This is a genomic window from Nonomuraea sp. ATR24, assembly GCF_041950485.1.
GTDB classification, from domain to species: Bacteria; Actinomycetota; Actinomycetes; order Streptosporangiales; family Streptosporangiaceae; genus Nonomuraea; species Nonomuraea ceibae.
In genome coordinates this window covers 120190-138462 of sequence record NZ_JBGNUU010000022.1, presented here as the reverse complement: position 1 = coordinate 138462, position 18273 = coordinate 120190, and the positions used below count along the sequence as shown (strand labels likewise).

Below are 18273 nucleotides of genomic sequence, written 5' to 3'. Positions count from 1 at the left end.
CGGGTGGGTGGGTGAGGGCATGGTGGGGTCCGTTGTCCGGTGGGGCGGGGTCAGATGCCGTGGCCTCGGCGGTGGAGGAGGGCGAGGACGCGGGGGGCGGGGATGAGGCCGGCGGCGACGGCCAGCGCGATGGGGGCGCGGGGTTCGCCGAGGCGGGCCGACAGGGCGCGGGAAGCCCAGCGGGCCGCGTCGAGGCGGCGGCCGAGCGCCGCGTGGCCGAAGGCGAGCTGGCCGTAGATCCGTGCCGCGCCGCGTGGATCCACGGCCAGTTCGGGATGCCGGGCGAGCATCCACTCCAGCCCGGCGATGCGGTCGGCCCAGCGGGCGACGTAGTGGGAGGCCCCCCACCGGACCCGGACGAGGGGCCGGTCGGCGCAGGCGATCGGGTGGCGCCGGGCGGCGCGGAGCGCGAGGTCCCAGTCCTCGTTCTGCCCGGCGGGGGCGCTTTCGTCGACCCAGAGCGCGCCGCGCCGGAACAGGAACGTCGAGGAGTGCACCATGACCATGCGCGACCGGGTCAGGTCGGCGGCCGTGACCCGGTCGGCCCCGGCCAGCCGGGTGACGCGGCGGTCGCCGTACTCGATCTCGATGCCGCAGCTCACGAACTCGGCGCCGGTGACGGCGAGCCGCACCTGGGCGGCGAGTTTGCCGGGCAGCCAGAGGTCGTCGTCGTCGCAGAAGGCGACGAGCTCGGTGTCGCAGGCGGCGATGCCGGTGTTGCGCGCCCCGGGCAGTCCCGGGCTGAGCCGGTTGCCGATCACTCTCGCCTGGGCGGGCACCTGCCGCCGCACGGTCTCGGGCGGCACGCCGTCGGCGACGACGACCACGTCGACCGGGTGGTCCTGGGCGAGCGCGGCGAGCACGGCCTCGCGCAGAAGGCCGGGCCGGTCGCCGCGCGTGGGGACGACCACGCCGACGGGACCGGTCATGCGGTCGCCCTGCCGTAGCCGTAGCGGGCCCGGAGCGGCCAGGTGAGCGCGGCGACCAGCCCTCGGTGGTGGCGCGGCAGCCCTTGCCGCCAGGCGTCGTCGCGGGCCAGCTCGACGCGGCCCACTTTGAAGCGCATCGGGTTGCCCGAGGAGGTGTGGCTGGTGGTCAGGTAGGCGGTGGTGCCGTCGAGGAACGGCAGCCGGAACTCGGTGAGCCCGAGCACCCCGGCGAGCCCGGTCAGCGTGGCCTCCGGCGCGGCCAGCAGGTCCTCGTAGCGGATGCGGGTGACGGGGGCGCCGCGCCGGGCGAGGACTTCGAGGGCGAAGTTCTGGGCGTTCCAGTGGACGGCGGTGCGCAGCGGGGTCCAGCGGGTCATCGGCTGCCCGTCCTCGGGTCTGGCCACGCTGCGGCTCCAGGAGTGGGCGACGGCGCGCGGCTCGCGCACCACCTGCACGACCTGGGCGTCGACCCCGGCCTCGACCAGGCAGCAGGCGAGGGAGGCGTGCTTGCTGGAGTCGATCACCACGCGGGCGCCGGCGGCCTCGGCGGCCGCGCGGTAGACGCGACGGTAGGCCCGTACGTATTCGGCCAGGTCGGCGTGGGCGATGCGGGCCACCCGCCGGGTGCGGTCGACGCGGTGGCGCAGGGCGACGACCCGTTCGGCGAGCATGGCCGTCCAGCCGTTGAACGCGCGGTCGCCGACGCGCACCCAGAACGGGCAGACGCTGAACGCCCGGCCGCACCCGCATGCCTCGTCGGCCAGCACGCCGCGCTCCCACAGGTGGACGACCTCGCCCAGGGGCACGACGCCGGGCAGCTCGCCGAGGAGCCGTTCGAGCAGTGTCGTGCCGCTGCGGCCGAGGCCGCCAAGGAAGATCACGCGCGGTTCGCTCACGGGCATGGACTCTCGCATCGCCAACACGGAACGTGGAGACACTAGCGCGGAGAGTAATCACTCGGCCAAGGAACCGGAAATGATCTACCTAACGCGGAACGGCCGGCCGCGGGAAGCGCGACCGGCCGTTTCGGGAGCGAAGCTCAGCGGGAGTCGATGACCATGCCCGCCGCCACGGTGCTGTTGCTGGTCTCGTCGATCAGGATGAAACCGCCGGTGAGCCGGTTGCGCCCGTAGTCGTCGACGAACAGCGGCTGCGTCACCCGCAGCGTCACCCGGCCGATCTCGTTGAGGCCCAGCGCGGTGGCCTCCTCGTCACGGTGGAGGGTGTTGACGTCGAGCCGGTACTGCAGGTCGCGCACCAGCGCCCTCGCGGTGCGGGTGGTGTGCTTGATCGTCAGCTTGGAGCGCGGCGTCAGCTTGGAGGTGTCGGCCATCCAGCAGACCATCGCCTCCAGGTCCTGGGCGGCCTGCGGCTGGTTGTTGGGCCTGGCGATCATGTCGCCGCGCGAGATGTCGAGGTCGTCCTCGAAGCGCAGCGTCACCGACATGGGCGGGAACGCCTCCTCCACCGGCCCGTCGAAGGTGTCGATGGAGGCGATCCGGGTGGTGAGCCCGGACGGCAGGTGGACGACCTCGTCGCCGGGCTTGAGCACGCCGCCCGCCACCTGGCCGGCGTAGCCGCGGTAGTCGTGGAAGGCGTGGTCGGTGGCCCGCTGCGGGCGGATCACGTACTGGACCGGGAAGCGCACGTCGGTCAGGTTGCGGTCGGAGGCGATGTGCACGTTCTCCAGGTGGTGGAGCAGCGAGGTGCCCTGGTACCAGGGCATGTTCTCGGAGCGGGACACCACGTTGTCGCCGTTGAGCGCGGAGATCGGGATGAACGTCAGGTCGGCCACGTTGAGCTTGGAGGCGAACGCGGTGAACTCCTCGCGGATCTCCTCGAAGCGCTCCTGGGAGTAGTCGACCAGGTCCATCTTGTTGACCGCGAGCACCAGGTGCGGGACGCGCAGCAGCGAGGTCAGGAAGGCGTGCCTGCGCGACTGCTCCAGCACGCCCTTGCGCGCGTCGATGAGGATGATGGCCAGGTCGGCGGTGGAGGCGCCGGTGACCATGTTGCGGGTGTACTGGATGTGGCCCGGCGTGTCGGCGATGATGAACTTGCGCCGGGGCGTGGCGAAGTAGCGGTAGGCGACGTCGATCGTGATGCCCTGCTCCCGCTCGGCGCGCAGGCCGTCGGTCAGCAGCGACAGGTCGGTGTATTCGGTGCCGCGGTCGCGCGAGGTGCGCTCGACGGCCTCGAGCTGGTCTTCGAAGATCGCCTTGGAGTCGAACAGGAGCCGCCCGATGAGGGTGGACTTGCCGTCGTCGACGCTTCCCGCCGTGGCGAAACGCAGAATGTCCATCGGTCTAGAAGTAGCCTTCCCGCTTGCGGTCCTCCATGGCGGCCTCCGAGGCGCGGTCGTCGGCCCTGGTGGCCCCGCGCTCGGTGATCCGGGTGGCCGCGATCTCCTCGATGATCTCCTCGACCGTGGCGGCCGTGGACTGCACGGCGCCGGTGCAGGTCATGTCGCCCACGGTCCGGTAGCGGACGACGGCCTCGAACAGCGGCTCGTCGTCGCCCCGCTGGACCACGTCGGCGTCGGGCAGCAGCATGCCGTCACGCTCGAACACCTTGCGGGTGTGGGCGAAGTAGATCGACGGGATCTCGATGCCCTCGCGCCGGATGTAGTCCCACACGTCGAGCTCGGTCCAGTTGGACAGCGGGAAGACGCGGATGTGCTCGCCCTGGGCGATGCGGCCGTTGTAGAGGTTCCACAGCTCGGGGCGCTGGTTCTTCGGGTCCCACTGGCCGAACTCGTCGCGGAAGGAGAAGACGCGCTCCTTGGCCCTGGCCTTCTCCTCGTCGCGCCGGGCGCCGCCGAAGACGGCGTCGTTGCGGTTGGCCTCGATGGCGTCGAGCAGCGTCGTGGTCTGCAGGCGGTTGCGGGAGGCGCGGCGGCCGGTCTGCTCGGCGACGCGGCCCTGGTCGATGGACTCCTGCACGGAGGCCACGATCAGCTTGGCGCCCAGCTCCTCGACGCGGCGGTCGCGGAACTCGATGACCTCGTCGAAGTTGTGGCCGGTGTCGACGTGCATGAGCGGGAACGGGATCGGCGCGGGCCAGAACGCCTTCTCCGCGATGCGGAGCATGACGATGGAGTCTTTGCCGCCGGAGAAGAGCAGACAGGGGCGCTCGAACTCGGCAGCCACCTCGCGCATGATGTGGATGGCCTCGGCTTCGAGTACGTCGAGCTGCGACGTCGTGTAGTCGCGCTGGAGCATAAGCGCTCTCCTCGGGGCGTTTTTAGCGGTGCAGGTCCCGAATCCCGGCGAGCAGGGTAGACGCCAAGTCCGGTAGGGAAACCAGAATATCCGGTAGGGAGGGGTCGGCTTGGTTGTAGGTCAGGGTTGAGCCGTCGACGCGGCTGGCGTGGGCTCCCGCGGCCAGCGCGACGGCGACCGGCGCGGCCGAGTCCCACTCGTACTGGCCGCCGGCGTGGACGTACGCCTCGACCTCTCCGGTGAGCACCGCGCAGATCTTGGCCCCGGCCGAGCCGATCGGCACCAGGTCGGCCCCGGCGAGGTAGGCGAGCTTCTGCACGAACTCCGGCGGCCTGGTGCGGCTCACCGCGATGCGGAAGCGGCCGCCTTCGTGGGCGGGCAGCTTGGGCGGCTCGGCGGTGCCGAGCGTGCGGCCCTGGGCGGGCAGCGCCACGGCCCCGGCGCTCAGCGTGCCGCGCTCCCACAGCGCGACGTGGACGGCCCAGTCGGCGCGGCCCTCCTCGGAGAACTCGCGGGTGCCGTCGAGCGGGTCGACGATCCACACCCGGTCGGCCGACAGCCTGCGCGGGTCGAGCCGCTCCTCGCGGGTGGCCTCCTCCGACAGCACGCTGTCGCTGGGCCGCAGCCTGGCCAGCGCCTCCATCAGGAACTCGTGGGAAGCCCGGTCACCGGCGGCCTTGAGCGCGGCCTGGTCGGCGAACCCGACGCGGTCCCGGACCGCCAGCAGGTGCTCGCCCGCCTCGGTCGCCAGGTCGGCGGCGAGGGCGTGGTCGTCGCGAATCGTCATCAGTAAGCTCCTTGCCCGCGTGCGACGGCCGACCAAGTCTTCCACAGGATCTGCAGGTCCAACATGAGGGACCAGTTCTCCACGTAACGCAGGTCGAGCCGGACCGATTCCTCCCATGACAGATCGGACCGGCCGCTCACCTGCCACAGCCCGGTCAGCCCCGGCCGGACGAGCAGCCGTCTGCGCACGTCGTCGCCGTAGCCGGCGACCTCCTCCGGCAGCGGCGGGCGCGGGCCGACCAGCGACATGTGGCCGAGCAGCACGTTGAGGAGCTGGGGCAGCTCGTCGAGCGAGTGGCGGCGCAGGAACATGCCGAGCGGCGTCACTCGGGGATCGTTGCGGATCTTGAACAGCGGGCCGTCGCCGTCGCTGACCAGGGTGATCTTCTGATATTCGGAGCCGCGCCGCATCGTGCGGAACTTCACGATCGTGAACGGCCTGCCGTCCCTGCCGATCCTGACCTGGCGGAACAGCGCGGGCCCGGGGCTGGTGGCGCGTACGGCGACCGCGAGCCCGGCCAGCAGCGGGGCCAGCAGCACGAGCAGGACGGCGGCCACCAGCCGGTCGAAGACGTTCTTGACGAGCTGCCTGGCGCCGGTCAGCTCGGGGTGCTCGACGTGCAGCAGCGGCAGCCCGGCGGCCGGCCTGATCATGGTGCGCGGTCCGGCGACCTCCATGAGCGCGGGGGCCACGACGAGCTCGGTCTGGGTGGCCTCCAGCCGCCAGGCGAGGCGGCGCAGCGCCAGGCCGTCCATCTCGGGACAGGCGAGCACGGCGACCGTGTCGGCGCCTGCCTGCTCGACGACCAGCGGCACGTCGCTGAAGTGGCCGGCGACGGGCACCTCGGCCACGCTGTCGAGGGCGGCGTCGTCGGGCAGGCAGGCGGCCACGACGTCCATGCCGTGGTAGCGCTCCTTGCGGAACAGGCGTACGAGCTCGTCCACGGAGGCGGCGTGGCCGACGGCCACCACGCGGCGCAGGCACTCCCCGCGCGCCCGGCGGCGGTGCAGGGCGCGCCGCAGGGCGTGGCGCAGCGCCAGCGTCAGCAGCGTGACCAGCGGCAGCGCGAGCACCACGTAACCGCGGGCGACGTCGGCCTTGGTCAGGTAGGAGCCGATGGCGAGCAGGGCGGTGAGCGCGGCCCCGCAGCGCACGATGCGGCGGAACTCCTCCGAGCCCTCGCCGATGAGGCGCGGCTCGTAGGCCCGGTTGAGCGCGACGGCGCCCAGCCACACGGCGGGCAGCGCGACGCTGACCAGCAGATAGGGGAGCGCGTGGGCGCTGACGTGGCCGAACCGGAAGCAGAACGCGGCGGCCGACCCGGCGCCGGCGGCGAGCAGGTCGGCGCCCATCGCCCGGAGCTGGTAGGCGCGCACCCAGCCGGGCACGCGCGGCCCGGCGCGCCAGGCGACGCTGGGCTCGGCTCCGGCGACGGTCAGCAACCCGTCCTGCACGCACGCCTCCAGGTGACGTTCGTCAACGGAATGTCACTAGATCGTAGCCCTGCGTGCAGGCCGCCCAGGCGGGAACGGCGTTATGAGCGGATCAGCGTGGAGGGCCGGAAATGTTCAGATCGGCGCGGTGAAACTCGTTCTGCGTGACGTCGAGGCCGCGCTCCATGAGCGACTCCACCACGTCGGCCGCCCGGTCGACCAGGAACGGCAGGTCCTTGCGCTCGGCCGTGGCGAAGTCCTTCAGCACGAACGAGGCGGGGTCCATCCGGCCGGGCGGCCTGCCGATGCCGAACCGTACGCGCAGGTAGTCGCGGGTGCCGAGGACCTTGGTGATCGACTTGAGCCCGTTGTGCCCGTTGTCGCCGCCGCCCAGCTTGGCGCGCAGCGCCCCGTACGGGACGTCGAGCTCGTCGTGGACCACGATGAGCCGGTCGGGGCCGATCTTGTAGAAGTCGGCGAGCGCCTTGGTCGGCCCGCCGGAAAGGTTCATGTACGTGAGCGGCTTGGCGAGCACGGCGGCCCGCGTCTCCAGCACCTCGGCCCGGCTGCGGTGCGCCTTGAACCGCCCGCCGGCCCTGGCGGCCAACTCGTCGAGCGTCATGAAGCCCGCGTTGTGCCTGTTGCCCGCGTATTCGGGGCCGGGGTTGCCGAGCCCGACGATCAGCCAGCGGTCCATGTGCTTCCCCTCAAGCGGAAAGGGGCAGCCGGCATGCCGACTGCCCCGTGACCGGGATGGTTACTCGGCGGCAGCGGCCTCGGCGGCCTCGCCCTCGGCAGCCTCGCCCTCGGCGCCCTCCTCCTCGGCGGGAGCCTCGGTCGGCTTGGCGTTGACCTGGATGACCACGGTCTCCGGGTCGGCGATCAGCGTGGTGCCCTTGGGCAGGTCGAGCTGGCCGGCGGTGATCGAGGCGCCGACCTCCAGGCCCTCGACGCTGACCTCGACGCCGGTCGGGATGTGCGTGGCCTCGGCCTCGACCGCGATGCTCATGAGCTGCTGGTCGAACAGGCCCTCGGAGTTGACGTCACCGACGGCGGTGACGGGGATCTCGACGGTGACCTTCTCGCCGCGCTTGACCAGGAGCAGGTCGACGTGCTCGACGAAGCCCTTGATCGGGTCACGCTGGACGCCCTTGGGCAGCGCGAGCTCGTCGACGCCCTCGCCGTGGAGGCGGATCAGCACGTTGGGCGTGCGGAGCGCGAGGAGCACCTCGTGGCCCGGCAGGGTCAGGTGCTTGGGGTCGATGCCGTGCCCGTAGAGGACGGCGGGCACCTTGTCGGCGCGGCGGATCTTGCGGGCGGCGCCCTTGCCGAACGTGGTGCGCTGCTCGGCGGCGATACGGACTTCAGACACGACATCTCCTAGGGATGCAGAGTTCGACGGGGTTTTGCGCTCCCCCTCACCCGCCCTAGCGGAAGGCGTTACGAGCGCAACCCTCACAGCCTACCGGGCTCAGGTGTCTCCCTCGAACAGACTGGTGACGGAGCCGTCGGTGAACACCTCGGTGATGGCGCGGGCGATCAGCGGGGCGATGGACAGCACGGTCAGCTTGTCGAAGCGGCTCTCCTGCGACAGCGGCAGCGTGTTGGTGACGATGACCTCGGAGATGCGCGAGTTCTTCAGCCGGTCGACCGCCGGGTCGGAGAACACCGCGTGCGTGGCGGCGGTGATCACGTTGGTGGCGCCCTGCTCGTAGAGGGCGTCGGCGGCCTTGCAGATCGTGCCGGCGGTGTCGATCATGTCGTCGATGAGCACGCAGGTCCGGCCGCGTACCTTGCCGACGACCTCGTTGACCTTCACCGAGTTGGCGACGTCGAGGTCGCGCCGCTTGTGGATGAAGGCCAGCGGGGTGCCGAGCGTGTCGGCCCAGCGCTCCGACAGCCGCACCCGGCCGGTGTCGGGCGAGACGATCGTGGTGTTGGCCAGGTCGAGCTTGTTCTTCAGGTAGCTCTCCAGCACCGGCATGGCGAACAGGTGGTCCACCGGGCCGTCGAAGAAGCCCTGGATCTGCGAGGTGTGCAGGTCGATCGACATGAGCCGGTCGGCGCCCGCGGTCTTGAAGATGTCGGCGATCAGCCGGGCGGTGATGGGCTCGCGGCCGCGGCCCTTCTTGTCCTGCCTGGCGTAGCCGAAGAACGGCATGACCACGGTGATGCGCTTGGCGGAGGCCCGCTTGAGCGCGTCGACCATGATGAGCTGTTCCATGATCCACTGGTTGATCGGGCCGGTGTGGCTCTGGATCACGAAGGCGTCGCAGCCCCGGACGGATTCCAGGTAGCGGGCGTAGATCTCGCCGTTGGCGAAGTCGATCAACTTGGTGGGGGTAAGGGAGACGCCCACGTGCTCGGCGACCTCCTCGGCCAGCTCCGGATACGCGCGGCCGGAGAAGAGCATGAGGTTCTTCTCGCCCGGCTGTTTAATGCTGGTCACTGCTGCTCTCCTGCTGTTGCTGCTCGGCCAGCGCCCGCTCGGCCGCGGCTGCCGACTTCGTGCCCGCGCGCCTGCGCAAGACCCATTTCTCGATGTTGCGCTGACGCGCTCTCGCCACCCCGATCGCGCCGGGCGGCACATCGCCGTCGATGACGGAGCCGGCGGCCGTGTAGGCGCCGTCGCCGATCGTCACCGGGGCGATGAGCATGGTGTCGCAGCCGACGAACGCGCCGTCGCCCACGGTGGTGCGGCTCTTGTTGACGCCGTCGTAGTTGACGAAGACCACGGCCGCGCCGACGTTGACGTCGTCGCCGATCGTGGCGTCGCCCGCGTAGGTCAGGTGTGGGACCTTGGAGCGTTCGCCGACCTGGGAGTTCTTCATCTCGACGAAGGTGCCGGCCTTGGACCTGCGGCCCAGGACGGTGCCGGGGCGCAGGTAGCAGTAGGGGCCGACGCTGGCCTCGGGGCCGATCTCGGCGCTGTCGGCGACGGCGTTGCGGACGACCGCGCCGGCGCCGACCCGGGTGTCGGTGAGCGTGGTGGCGGGCCCGACCTCGGCGCCGGCCTCGATGACCGTGCTGCCGTGGAGCTGGGTGCCGGGGTGGATGACGGCGTCGGGCTCAATGGTGACGCCGACGTCGATCCAGGTGCTGGCCGGGTCCACGATGGTGGCGCCGGCGCGCATGTGGCGCTCCAGCAGGCGCTGGTTGAGCACCTTGCGGGCGTGGGCGAGCTGGACGCGGTCGTTGACGCCCTCGACCTCGGCGTGGTCGGCGGCGACGTGCGCGCCGACCCGGTGGCCGTCGCCGCGCAGGATCGACAGCACGTCGGTGAGGTACTCCTCGCCCTGGGCGTTGTCGGTGGACACCCGCTTGACGGCGTCGGCCAGGAGCGCGCCGTCGAAGGCGTAGATGCCGGAGTTCATCTCCTTGATGGCGCGCTGCTCGGGGGTGGCGTCCTTCTCCTCGACGATCTCCAGCACGGCGCCGTCCGGGTCGCGGACGATGCGGCCGTAGCCGGTGGGGTCGGGCACCTCGGCGGTGAGCACGGTGACCGCGTTGCCGTCGGCCTCGTGCTTGCGCAGCAGCTCGGCCATGGTCTCGGCGCGCAGGAGCGGCACGTCGCCGTAGGTGACCAGGACGGTGCCGGTGATGGCGCCGACCTCCTCCAGCACGGTGCGGACCGCGTGGCCGGTGCCGCGCTGCTCGCGCTGAACGACGGCGCGGGCGTCGGGGCTGGTCTCGGCGAGGTGGGCGCCGACGCGTTCGAGCGCGTGGCCGATGACGACGATGAGCCGCTCGGGACCGAGGTCACGGGCGGCGGAGAGCATGTGGTCGACCAAGGCTCGGCCGCACAGCTCGTGCAGGACTTTCGGGGTCTGGCTCTTCATCCGGGTCCCCTCGCCGGCGGCGAGGACGACGACGGCTGCCGGGCGCGGCACACTCACGGACTGAGGCTCCCTGTGGCTGGACGGTTCAGGGCAGTGGCTACCGCACCGCTACCCTCCCGACATCGTGAGGATACCTGCCCGTCCTGGGCTCTCTCGCGAGGGGGGACGCCCGAAAGGCTCCCGGAAGAGGACTCGAACCCCTACAAAGTGGACCAAAACCACTTGTCCTGCCGATTAGACGATCCGGGATTAATCGGACACCGTGGCGTCCGACACACCCCCTACGATACCGATTCCGCGCCCACCTTCGCCCCCATCTGAGTGTCAGGGCGTTCTCTGGGCAGGGAGACGGCATAACAGACCGTCCCAAAAGCCGCAAGCCATGAAACCCACGCATGTCGTTGACAAGCCCGTTGCGAAACACACATCGCCGGTTAGGGCTTCCTAACTTACGATGGCGTAGGTTACGTTTGCGTAGCCAGGACAATCACCGCAAACAGCTCGTGAGAGGCAGCCGATGACCGTACTCGCCGAACGCTCGACCCCAGGACCGAAGCCCGACTTCGAACCCGAACCGCGCACCAAGGCCGAACTGATCACGTTCGCGCTGGTCGTCGGGCTCCCGCTGATCGCTATCGGCGCCGCCGTGCCGATCGCATGGGGATGGGGGCTCATCGGCTGGAGCGACGTGGTGATCGCGGCGGTCTTCTACGTCATCTCCGGTCTCGGCGTCACGGTCGGCCTGCACCGCTACTTCACCCACGGCTCGTTCAAGGCCAAGCGCCCGCTCAAGATCGCTCTGGGGATCGCGGGCAGCCTCTCCCTGGAGATGTCGGTGCTCGACTGGGTCGCCACCCACCGCAAGCACCACAAGTTCTCCGACAAGGAGGGCGACCCGCACTCGCCGTGGCGCTTCGGCCCCGGGTTCAGGTCCATGACCAAGGGCCTGCTGTACGCGCACATGGGCTGGCTGTTCGACGCCGACCGGGTCAACCGTGAGAAGTACGCCCCGGACCTGGTCAGGGACCCGGACGTGATGAAGCTCCACCGCTGGTTCGGCGCCCTCGCGCTCACCTCGATCCTGCTGCCGGGCGTCATCGGCGGCCTCGTCACCTGGTCCTGGCAGGGCGCGCTGACCGCGCTGTTCTGGGGCTCGCTCGTGCGCATCGGCCTGCTGCACCACGTCACCTGGTCGATCAACTCCATCTGCCACGTGTTCGGCGAGGAGGACTTCCAGGTCCGCGACAAGTCGCGCAACGTGTGGTGGCTGGCCATCCCGTCGTTCGGCGAGTCGTGGCACAACCTGCACCACTCCGACCCCACCTGCGCCCGGCACGGCGTCCTCAAGGGGCAGATCGACCTGAGCGCCGGCGTCATCCGGATCTTCGAGCGGCTCGGCTGGGCGCACGACGTGCGCTGGCCCACTCCGGAACGCCTGGCGGCCAAGAGAATCTCCTGACAGCACGCCATTATGGGAACCGTGACCGAATCCCGATCTCGCAGGCGTATGACCGGAAGAGAACGAAGAGAGCAACTGATACTGATCAGTCGCACCCTGTTCGCTGAGAAGGGGTTCGACGGGACCTCCATCGAGGAGATCGCCGCGACCGCCCAGGTCTCCAAGCCGGTGGTCTACGAGCACTTCGGCGGCAAGGAGGGCGTCTACGCGGTGGTCGTCGACCGCGAGATGCAGAAACTTCTCGCCATGATCACCGAGGCGCTGTCGGCCACCCACTCGCTGGTCAAGCTGGAGCGGGCCGCGCTGGCCCTGCTCCGCTACATCGAGGAGAGCAGCGAGGGGTTTCGCATCCTGGTCCGCGACTCGCACGCCGCGTCGGGCACCGGCACGTTCGCCAGCTTGATCAGCGAGATCGCGAGCCAGGTGGAGGACGTCCTGGCCGACGAGTTCGTCGGCCGGGGCTACGACCCCAAGCTCGCCCCCATGTACGCCCAGATGCTGGTCGGCATGGTGGCACTGACCGGCCAGTGGTGGCTGGACGTGCGCAAGCCCGGCCGCGAGGAGGTCGCGGCCCACCTGGTCAACCTGGCCTGGAACGGCCTGACCGGGCTCAACCCGCAGCCCACGATCACCCTGGCCACCCGGCCGCAGCCCGTCGCCGTGCCGCAGCCCGCCGTCCCGCAGCCCGCCGTCGCGCCGCGCACCAGCGACAAGGAGCTGCGCGAGCTGGAGAAGGCTCGCGAGCGGGAGCAGAAGGAGGCGGAGAAGATCCGCCAGCGGGAGCTGAAGGAGGCCGAGAAGGCCAGGGTGCGCGAGCTGAAGGAGCGCGAGCGCCTGCTCAAAGAGGCCGAGAAGGAGCGCGAGCGGCTCATGAAGGAGGCCGAGAAGGTCCGCGAGCGCGAGGACAAGCTGCGCCAGCGTGAGGCCCGGCTGGCCGAGCGGGCCGCCCGCCTCGGACAGGGCGAGCCGGGCGACTGAGAGCCGGGCGTCTCGCCAGGCGAATAAGTCGTTGCGGGGAAGTTAACGTTCTGTTCAACCGGACCGGGCATATTCCACGTATGTCCGCTGAACTGCTGCATTCCGGTAACGATCTACCCCTGCCACAGGAGAGGTTCCTCAACCGCGAGGAGAGCTGGCTGCAGTTCAACGAACGCGTGCTGGAACTGGCCGAGGACGCGTCACTGCCGCTGCTGGAACGGGTCCGTTTCCTGGCGATCTTCGCCAGCAACCTCGACGAGTTCTTCCGCGTCCGGGTGGCCGGGCTCAAGCGGCGCATGGCGACCGGCCTGCTGCTGCGCACCAAGAGCGGGCTCAAGCCGAGCGAGGAGCTGGCCAGGATCGCGACCGTCGCCGACGATCTGGCCCGGCGGCACGCGGCGGCCTTCCACCAGCGGATCCGCCCGCAGCTCGCGACCGAGGGCATCGAGATCGTCCGCTGGGACGACCTGGGCCGCGAGGAACGCACCGAGCTGCGCAAGCTCTTCCGTGAGCGGATCCGGCCGGTCCTGACGCCGCTGGCCGTCGACCCTGCCCACCCGTTTCCGTACATTTCAGGGTTGAGCCTGAATCTGGCTGTCGTGGTGCGCAACCCGGCCACCGACCACACCGTGTTCGCCCGGGTCAAGGTGCCCTCGCAGCTACCCCGGTTCGTGACCGCGTCCAAGGACCGGTTCGTACCGCTGGAAGACGTCATCGCCGCGCACCTGGGCCAGCTCTTCAAGGGCATGGAGATCGTCCAGCACCACGTCTTCCGGGTCACCAGGAACGAGGACCTGGAGGTCGACGAGGACGTCACCGAGAACCTCATGCAGGCCCTGGAGAAGGAGCTGCGGCGGCGCAGGTTCGGGCCGCCGGTGCGGCTGGAGGTCGAGGACACCATCACCCAGGAGGTGCTCGACCTGCTCGTGGAGGAGCTGGAGCTGGCCCCGCACGAGATCTACCGGATCGCCGGGCCGCTCGACCTGACCGGGCTGCACGCGATCGCCGACCTGGACCGGGGCGAGCTCGGCTACCGGCCGTTCGTGCCCGCCGAGGCGATCAGCTCGGCCGACGACCTGTTCGCGGTGCTGCGCGAGCGCGACGTGCTGCTGCACCATCCGTACGACTCGTTCGCCACCAGCGTGCAGCGCTTCATCGAGGTGGCCTCGGCCGACCCGAGGGTGCTGGCGATCAAGCAGACCCTCTACCGGACCAGCGGCGACTCCCCCATCGTCGACGCGCTCATCGACGCCGCCGAGGCGGGCAAGCAGGTCGTGGTCGTGGTGGAGATCAAGGCGAGGTTCGACGAGCACGCCAACATCTCCTGGGCTCGCAAGCTGGAACGGGCCGGCTGCCATGTCGTCTACGGCGTCGTCGGGCTCAAGACGCACTGCAAGCTCGCGCTGGTCGTCCGCCAGGAGGCCTCCGGCGAGCTGCGCCGCTACTGCCACATCGGCACCGGCAACTACAACCCCAAGACCGCCCGGCAGTACGAGGACTTCGGCCTGCTCACCGCCGACCCGCTGGTCGGCGAGGACGTCACCGACCTGTTCATCCACCTGACCGGCTACTCCAACCACTCGGCCTACCGCCGGCTGCTGGTCGCGCCGCACTCGCTGCGCGGCGGGCTGCTGGCCAGGATCGAGCGGGAGATCGCCCATCAGCAGGCGGGCCGCCCGGCGCGGATCAGGATCAAGACGAACTCGCTGGTCGACGAGCCGATCATCGACGCCCTCTACCGCGCGTCACGGGCCGGCGTGCCGGTGGACCTGTGGGTGCGCGGCGTGTGCACGCTGCGGCCCGGCATCCCCGGTCTGTCGGAGACGATCCGCGTCCGCTCGGTGCTGGGGCGCTTCCTGGAGCACTCCCGGGTGTACGAGTTCGGCCTCGGCAGGCGGCCCGAGGTGTGGATCGGCAGCGCGGACCTGATGCGGCGCAACCTCGACCGCCGGGTGGAAGCCCTGGTCAAGGTCACCTCGCCGCAGCACAAGGCGTACCTGATCGAGCTGATGGACCAGGCGATGGCCGAGACCACGAGCACGTGGTGGCTCGGCTCCGACGGCGCGTGGGTGCGCCACCAGGGCGAGGACCTGCAGAGCCACCTGATCGGCACGCGCCGCTGGAGGACCATTGACGACTGACCCGATCCTGGCCGCCGGCGCCGTCGTGTGGCGCGGCGAGGAGAGCTCCCCCGAGGTGGCCGTCGTCCACCGGCCGCGCTACGACGACTGGACCTTCCCCAAGGGCAAGCTGGAGCCCGGCGAGCACGTGATCGCCGCCGCGCTGCGCGAGGTGCGCGAGGAGACCGGCCTGACCGTGACGCTCGGCCGCGCCCTGCCCCCGGTCCACTACCTGCTCGGCACGCGGCTCAAGAGGGTCGACTACTGGGCCGGGCAGGTGGCGGCCGAGGACCCGTTCACGCCCGGTGACGAGGTCGACGAGCTGCGCTGGCTGTCCCCGGAACGGGCGCGCGACCTGCTGACCTACGAGTGGGACGCGGGCCTGCTGCGCGCGCTGCCCGCCGCGCCGCTGGACACGGTCCCGCTCGTCCTGGTGCGGCACGGCTCGGCGGGCTCCCGCCAGGCGTGGCACGGCGACGACGCCCTGCGCCCGCTCGACGCCGAAGGGAGGGCCCAGGCCGCGACGCTGGCCACGGTCCTGCCCGCCTACCGGCCCAGAACCGTGCTGAGCTCACCCAGCCTGCGCTGCGTCCAGACGCTGGAGCCGTACACCCGCGACATCACCCGCGACGCGCTGCTGGCCGAGGAGAGCCAGGACCCGCGCAAGACCCCGGCGCTGGTCGGCGAGCTGACCGGGCCCGCCGTCGTGTGCAGCCACGGCAAGGTGCTGCCCGGGCTGATCGCCGCGCTCGGCGGAACTGACCGGCACCTGCGCAAGGGCGCGTTCGCCGTGCTGCACCGGGTGGGCGAGCGGGTCGTCAGCGTGGAGCACCACGAGACGTGAGCTTCGCCACCGCCCGCGTCGTCTCCGCCCACACCCGGGGGAACTCCGCGTGCGCCCGCTCGGCCGCCGCCCGTTCGAGCCCGACCAGCAGCCCGTACGTGAACGTGTCCTCGCCGGCCTCCCTGGCCGCCTGCGCCTCACGGGCCAGCGTCTCCTGCGCGACCACCCCGTCCTGGTGCGCCCCCAGCACTTCCTGTACGTCCTCCGCCAGCTCGGCGAGCCTGGCCATGGGCTTGCCCAGCGGCCCCTGGAGCGCCTCGGCGGTGTAGCGGGCGCGCTTGGCGGCCTTGCGAACGTCGTGCATGGCCAGCTCGCGCGCCTGCGGGTCGGCGATCGCCCGCGCGGTCTCGTACGCCCCGGTCACCCGGGCCCAGCCCGCCTCCGCCACGTCCTGGAGAGTGCTCGCGGCGGGCTCGGCCGCGGCCTTCGTCAGCCGGGGCGCGGCCACCAGCCCGTCGAGCGCGTCCAGCAGCCGGTAGTAGCGCTCGCCGCTGAGCTCCTCGCGGATGCGCCCGTAGGCCTCCTGCTCGCGTTTGAGCAGGTCGTCACCGAGGCGGACGCGGATGGGGCCGGTGACGAGCTCGGGCGCCAGCCGGTCCAGCTCGGCGGCGAACCTGGCCCTGGTCACCTCCAGGTCACGGGCCTCGCCCAGCACCTCGCCGAGCCATCGCAACTCCTCCTGCAGCTCGGCCGTGCCCCGGACGATCGGCTTGAACGCCTTGAGCGCGCTGCGCAGCCTGCGGGCGGCCACGCGCATCTGGTGCACCGCGTCCTGCTCGGCCCTCCGTACCCGGGGATCCTGGGAGAGGAGGGCGGCCACGTGGCCCGCCAGGTAGCCGGCGACGGCGTGACCCGCGGTGCCCGGCTCCAGCTCGGCGCGCGGGACCGGTGGCGGGCCGAGGAGCTTGGCCAGCTTGCTGGCCGCCGCCGACGGCGAGGCGCCCGCCTTCGTCAGCCGCTTGCCCACCTTGGCCAGCAGCTTGGCGTCGCCCTCCAGCAGCTCGGCCTCGACCTCGCGCCAGCGGGTGACGGTATCGCCGCCGGTTTCGCCGTTCTTGCCGAACACCGTGCCTTTGACACGGTCGTCGGCGATCTCCACGAGTTTCGTGTCGCCGTCGCGCAGGACCGTGATGCTGCGGCGCGTGTCGAGCTCGGCGACCACCTGGAGCTCGGCTCCCCGCGTGTAGGCGCGGACCAGCTCGGCCAGCTCAGCGGGGACGATCCTGGTGCTGCGGGTGAGCGGGTGGGTGATCTCCTGGCGCACGCCCTTGGCCTTGGGCAGCTTCAGATGCCAGCCGGGATCGGCGCCGCCCCGCCTGCGCCGGAGCGTGACGCCCCTGGACGCCAGCCGCAGATCGGGTGTGTCGTAATAAAGGGCGACGAGCCGGAAGGATTTGGGGCCGACGACCTCCGCCAGACCGGTCAGGTCCGGCACCTCGAAGCCGGGGGGAACGTCGAACTTGTCCTCGATCTCGATGCCCACGACACCTCGCAAGAGTCCGGTTCTCCGGACAATGATGTCACCCCGGGACGAACATCACACGGGCTGAAGCAGCTCGATCCTGTTGCCCACCGGGTCCGACACGTACACGCGCCGGTAGCCGGGGAACAGCTCGTCCGGCACCGCGTCGGGCAGCCTGGCCACCAGCGCGTCCAGGTCCGACACCAGGAACGCCGGATGCGCCTTGCGGGCCGGCCTGAAGTCCTCCTCGATGCCGAGGTGCACCTCCACGCCGTCGCCCCGGAACCAGGCGCCGCCCCGCCTGGCCAGCTCCGGCGGCTTGGGCACCTCCGTGAGCCCGAGCACGCCCGCGTAGAACGCCCGCAGCTCGGGCTCGCTGCCCGCCGGCGCGGCGAGCTGGACATGGTGCAGCGCTGTGATCATTTCTGAGCCACCACGAAAATCCGGCGGAACGGGAACGGGGTGCCGTACTCCCTCGCGGGATAGGCGTCGGCGAGCAGCCCGGCCAGCTCGGCGGTGAACCGCTCGGCCTCGTCCGGGCGCAGCCGGTCGAGAACCGGGCGCAGCGCGGTGCCGGACACCCAGTCGAGCACCGGCCTCTCGCCCTGGAGGATGTGCACGTACGTGGTCTCCCAGGCGTCCACCCGGCAGCCGCTCAGCAGGTCCGCGTAGTCCACCGGCGTGCCGACCGGGTCGCCCCTGTCGAGGTCGCCGAGCCGGTCCGACCATTCCCGCGACGCGCACAGCTCGCGGATGGCCGCGTGGCTGGGGGCGCGATGGTTGCCGGGGACCTGGAAGGCCAGCCAGCCGCCGGGGCTCAGCGCCTCGACCCAGCGTTCGATCAGGTCGCGGTGCTCGGGGACCCACTGGAGGACGGCGTTGCTGACCAGCACGTCCACGGGGCGGTCGGGGTGCCAGGTGGTCACGTCGGCGACGGCGAAGCTCGGCGTGGCGCCGTCGATCGAGCGGGCTCTGGTGATCATGTTCGGGGAGGAGTCGAAGCCGTCCACCGTCGCCTCCGGCCAGCGGCGGGCCAGCTCCGTGGTCAGTTCGCCGGTGCCGCAGCCCGCGTCCACGACATAATCGGGGCTGTCGGCCCGTACCCGGGCGAGGAGCTCGAAGAACGGCCGCGACCGCTCGTCGGCGTACCTGTCGTACGTGGCCGGGTCCCACATATCTCTTGACATGAAGATAATTGGTA

17 protein-coding genes and 1 tRNA gene are annotated in these 18273 nt (G+C 71.0%); 4 read left to right on the top strand and 14 right to left on the bottom strand.

The window, feature by feature from the left end; all coding sequences use genetic code 11:
- Nucleotides 1-50 precede the first annotated feature (50 nt).
- The 11 genes from ACBI99_RS37615 to ACBI99_RS37565 form a co-directional block, all read right to left on the bottom strand.
- Complete coding sequence (locus ACBI99_RS37615; protein ID WP_357586226.1) at nucleotides 51-929, bottom strand: glycosyltransferase; 879 nt, start codon at nucleotides 927-929, stop codon at nucleotides 51-53.
- The gene (locus ACBI99_RS37610) at nucleotides 926-1825 is read right to left on the bottom strand and encodes a sulfotransferase (protein ID WP_375074655.1); all 900 of its coding nucleotides are present in this window, start codon (nucleotides 1823-1825) and stop codon (nucleotides 926-928) included. The genes ACBI99_RS37615 and ACBI99_RS37610 overlap by 4 nt, the downstream gene beginning before the upstream one ends.
- Nucleotides 1826-1968: 143 nt before the next feature.
- Complete coding sequence (gene cysN, locus ACBI99_RS37605; RefSeq protein WP_219500360.1) at nucleotides 1969-3231, bottom strand: sulfate adenylyltransferase subunit CysN; 1263 nt, start codon at nucleotides 3229-3231, stop codon at nucleotides 1969-1971.
- 4 nt (nucleotides 3232-3235) lie between these two features.
- Nucleotides 3236-4150, bottom strand: coding sequence for a sulfate adenylyltransferase subunit CysD (gene cysD, locus ACBI99_RS37600; protein ID WP_219500357.1), 915 nt, complete (start codon nucleotides 4148-4150; stop codon nucleotides 3236-3238).
- A gap of 22 nt (nucleotides 4151-4172) precedes the next feature.
- The gene (locus ACBI99_RS37595) at nucleotides 4173-4937 is read right to left on the bottom strand and encodes a 3'(2'),5'-bisphosphate nucleotidase CysQ (RefSeq protein ID WP_219500349.1); all 765 of its coding nucleotides are present in this window, start codon (nucleotides 4935-4937) and stop codon (nucleotides 4173-4175) included.
- On the bottom strand, nucleotides 4937-6289 hold the full coding sequence (locus ACBI99_RS37590; protein WP_219500396.1) for a sugar transferase: 1353 nt from the start codon (nucleotides 6287-6289) through the stop codon (nucleotides 4937-4939). Before ACBI99_RS37590 ends, ACBI99_RS37595 begins: the two co-directional genes overlap by 1 nt.
- Nucleotides 6290-6482: 193 nt before the next feature.
- Nucleotides 6483-7067, bottom strand: coding sequence for an aminoacyl-tRNA hydrolase (gene pth / locus ACBI99_RS37585; protein ID WP_219500348.1), 585 nt, complete (start codon nucleotides 7065-7067; stop codon nucleotides 6483-6485).
- Nucleotides 7068-7127: 60 nt separating this feature from the next.
- Nucleotides 7128-7742, bottom strand: a complete 615-nt coding sequence (locus tag ACBI99_RS37580) for a 50S ribosomal protein L25/general stress protein Ctc (RefSeq protein ID WP_357586222.1) — start codon at nucleotides 7740-7742, stop codon at nucleotides 7128-7130.
- A 99-nt stretch (nucleotides 7743-7841) separates the two neighbouring features.
- The gene (locus ACBI99_RS37575) at nucleotides 7842-8783 is read right to left on the bottom strand and encodes a ribose-phosphate diphosphokinase (protein ID WP_246643989.1); all 942 of its coding nucleotides are present in this window, start codon (nucleotides 8781-8783) and stop codon (nucleotides 7842-7844) included.
- A 22-nt stretch (nucleotides 8784-8805) separates the two neighbouring features.
- Complete coding sequence (gene glmU, locus ACBI99_RS37570) at nucleotides 8806-10266, bottom strand: bifunctional UDP-N-acetylglucosamine diphosphorylase/glucosamine-1-phosphate N-acetyltransferase GlmU (protein ID WP_219500338.1); 1461 nt, start codon at nucleotides 10264-10266, stop codon at nucleotides 8806-8808.
- A 120-nt stretch (nucleotides 10267-10386) separates the two neighbouring features.
- Nucleotides 10387-10458 (bottom strand) — tRNA-Gln (locus ACBI99_RS37565).
- 268 nt (nucleotides 10459-10726) lie between these two features.
- Here ACBI99_RS37565 and ACBI99_RS37560 point away from each other — a divergent pair.
- The 4 genes from ACBI99_RS37560 to ACBI99_RS37545 all read left to right on the top strand — a co-directional run bounded on the left by ACBI99_RS37560 (nucleotide 10727) and on the right by ACBI99_RS37545 (nucleotide 15610).
- On the top strand, nucleotides 10727-11668 hold the full coding sequence (locus ACBI99_RS37560; RefSeq protein WP_219500327.1) for an acyl-CoA desaturase: 942 nt from the start codon (nucleotides 10727-10729) through the stop codon (nucleotides 11666-11668).
- 48 nt (nucleotides 11669-11716) lie between these two features.
- Nucleotides 11717-12646, top strand: coding sequence for a TetR/AcrR family transcriptional regulator (locus ACBI99_RS37555; protein WP_219500326.1), 930 nt, complete (start codon nucleotides 11717-11719; stop codon nucleotides 12644-12646).
- Nucleotides 12647-12726: 80 nt separating this feature from the next.
- Nucleotides 12727-14787 (top strand): RNA degradosome polyphosphate kinase, encoded by a 2061-nt coding sequence (locus tag ACBI99_RS37550; protein ID WP_219500324.1) that lies wholly within the window; start codon nucleotides 12727-12729, stop codon nucleotides 14785-14787.
- A complete protein-coding gene (locus ACBI99_RS37545; RefSeq protein ID WP_375074654.1) occupies nucleotides 14777-15610 on the top strand; it encodes an NUDIX domain-containing protein in 834 nt (277 codons plus the stop codon). The genes ACBI99_RS37550 and ACBI99_RS37545 overlap by 11 nt, the downstream gene beginning before the upstream one ends.
- Here ACBI99_RS37545 and ACBI99_RS37540 read toward each other — a convergent pair.
- From ACBI99_RS37540 to ACBI99_RS37530, 3 genes are read right to left on the bottom strand one after another with little or no spacing between them, the layout of a single operon-like run.
- A complete protein-coding gene (locus ACBI99_RS37540; protein ID WP_357586218.1) occupies nucleotides 15585-17093 on the bottom strand; it encodes a CYTH and CHAD domain-containing protein in 1509 nt (502 codons plus the stop codon). The two genes, ACBI99_RS37545 and ACBI99_RS37540, sit on opposite strands and share 26 nt — an antisense overlap.
- Nucleotides 17094-17147: 54 nt before the next feature.
- Nucleotides 17148-17495, bottom strand: a complete 348-nt coding sequence (locus ACBI99_RS37535) for a glyoxalase (RefSeq protein ID WP_219500318.1) — start codon at nucleotides 17493-17495, stop codon at nucleotides 17148-17150.
- Complete coding sequence (locus tag ACBI99_RS37530) at nucleotides 17492-18259, bottom strand: trans-aconitate 2-methyltransferase (RefSeq protein WP_357586216.1); 768 nt, start codon at nucleotides 18257-18259, stop codon at nucleotides 17492-17494. The genes ACBI99_RS37535 and ACBI99_RS37530 overlap by 4 nt, the downstream gene beginning before the upstream one ends.
- Between the last annotated feature and the right edge of the window lie 14 nt (nucleotides 18260-18273).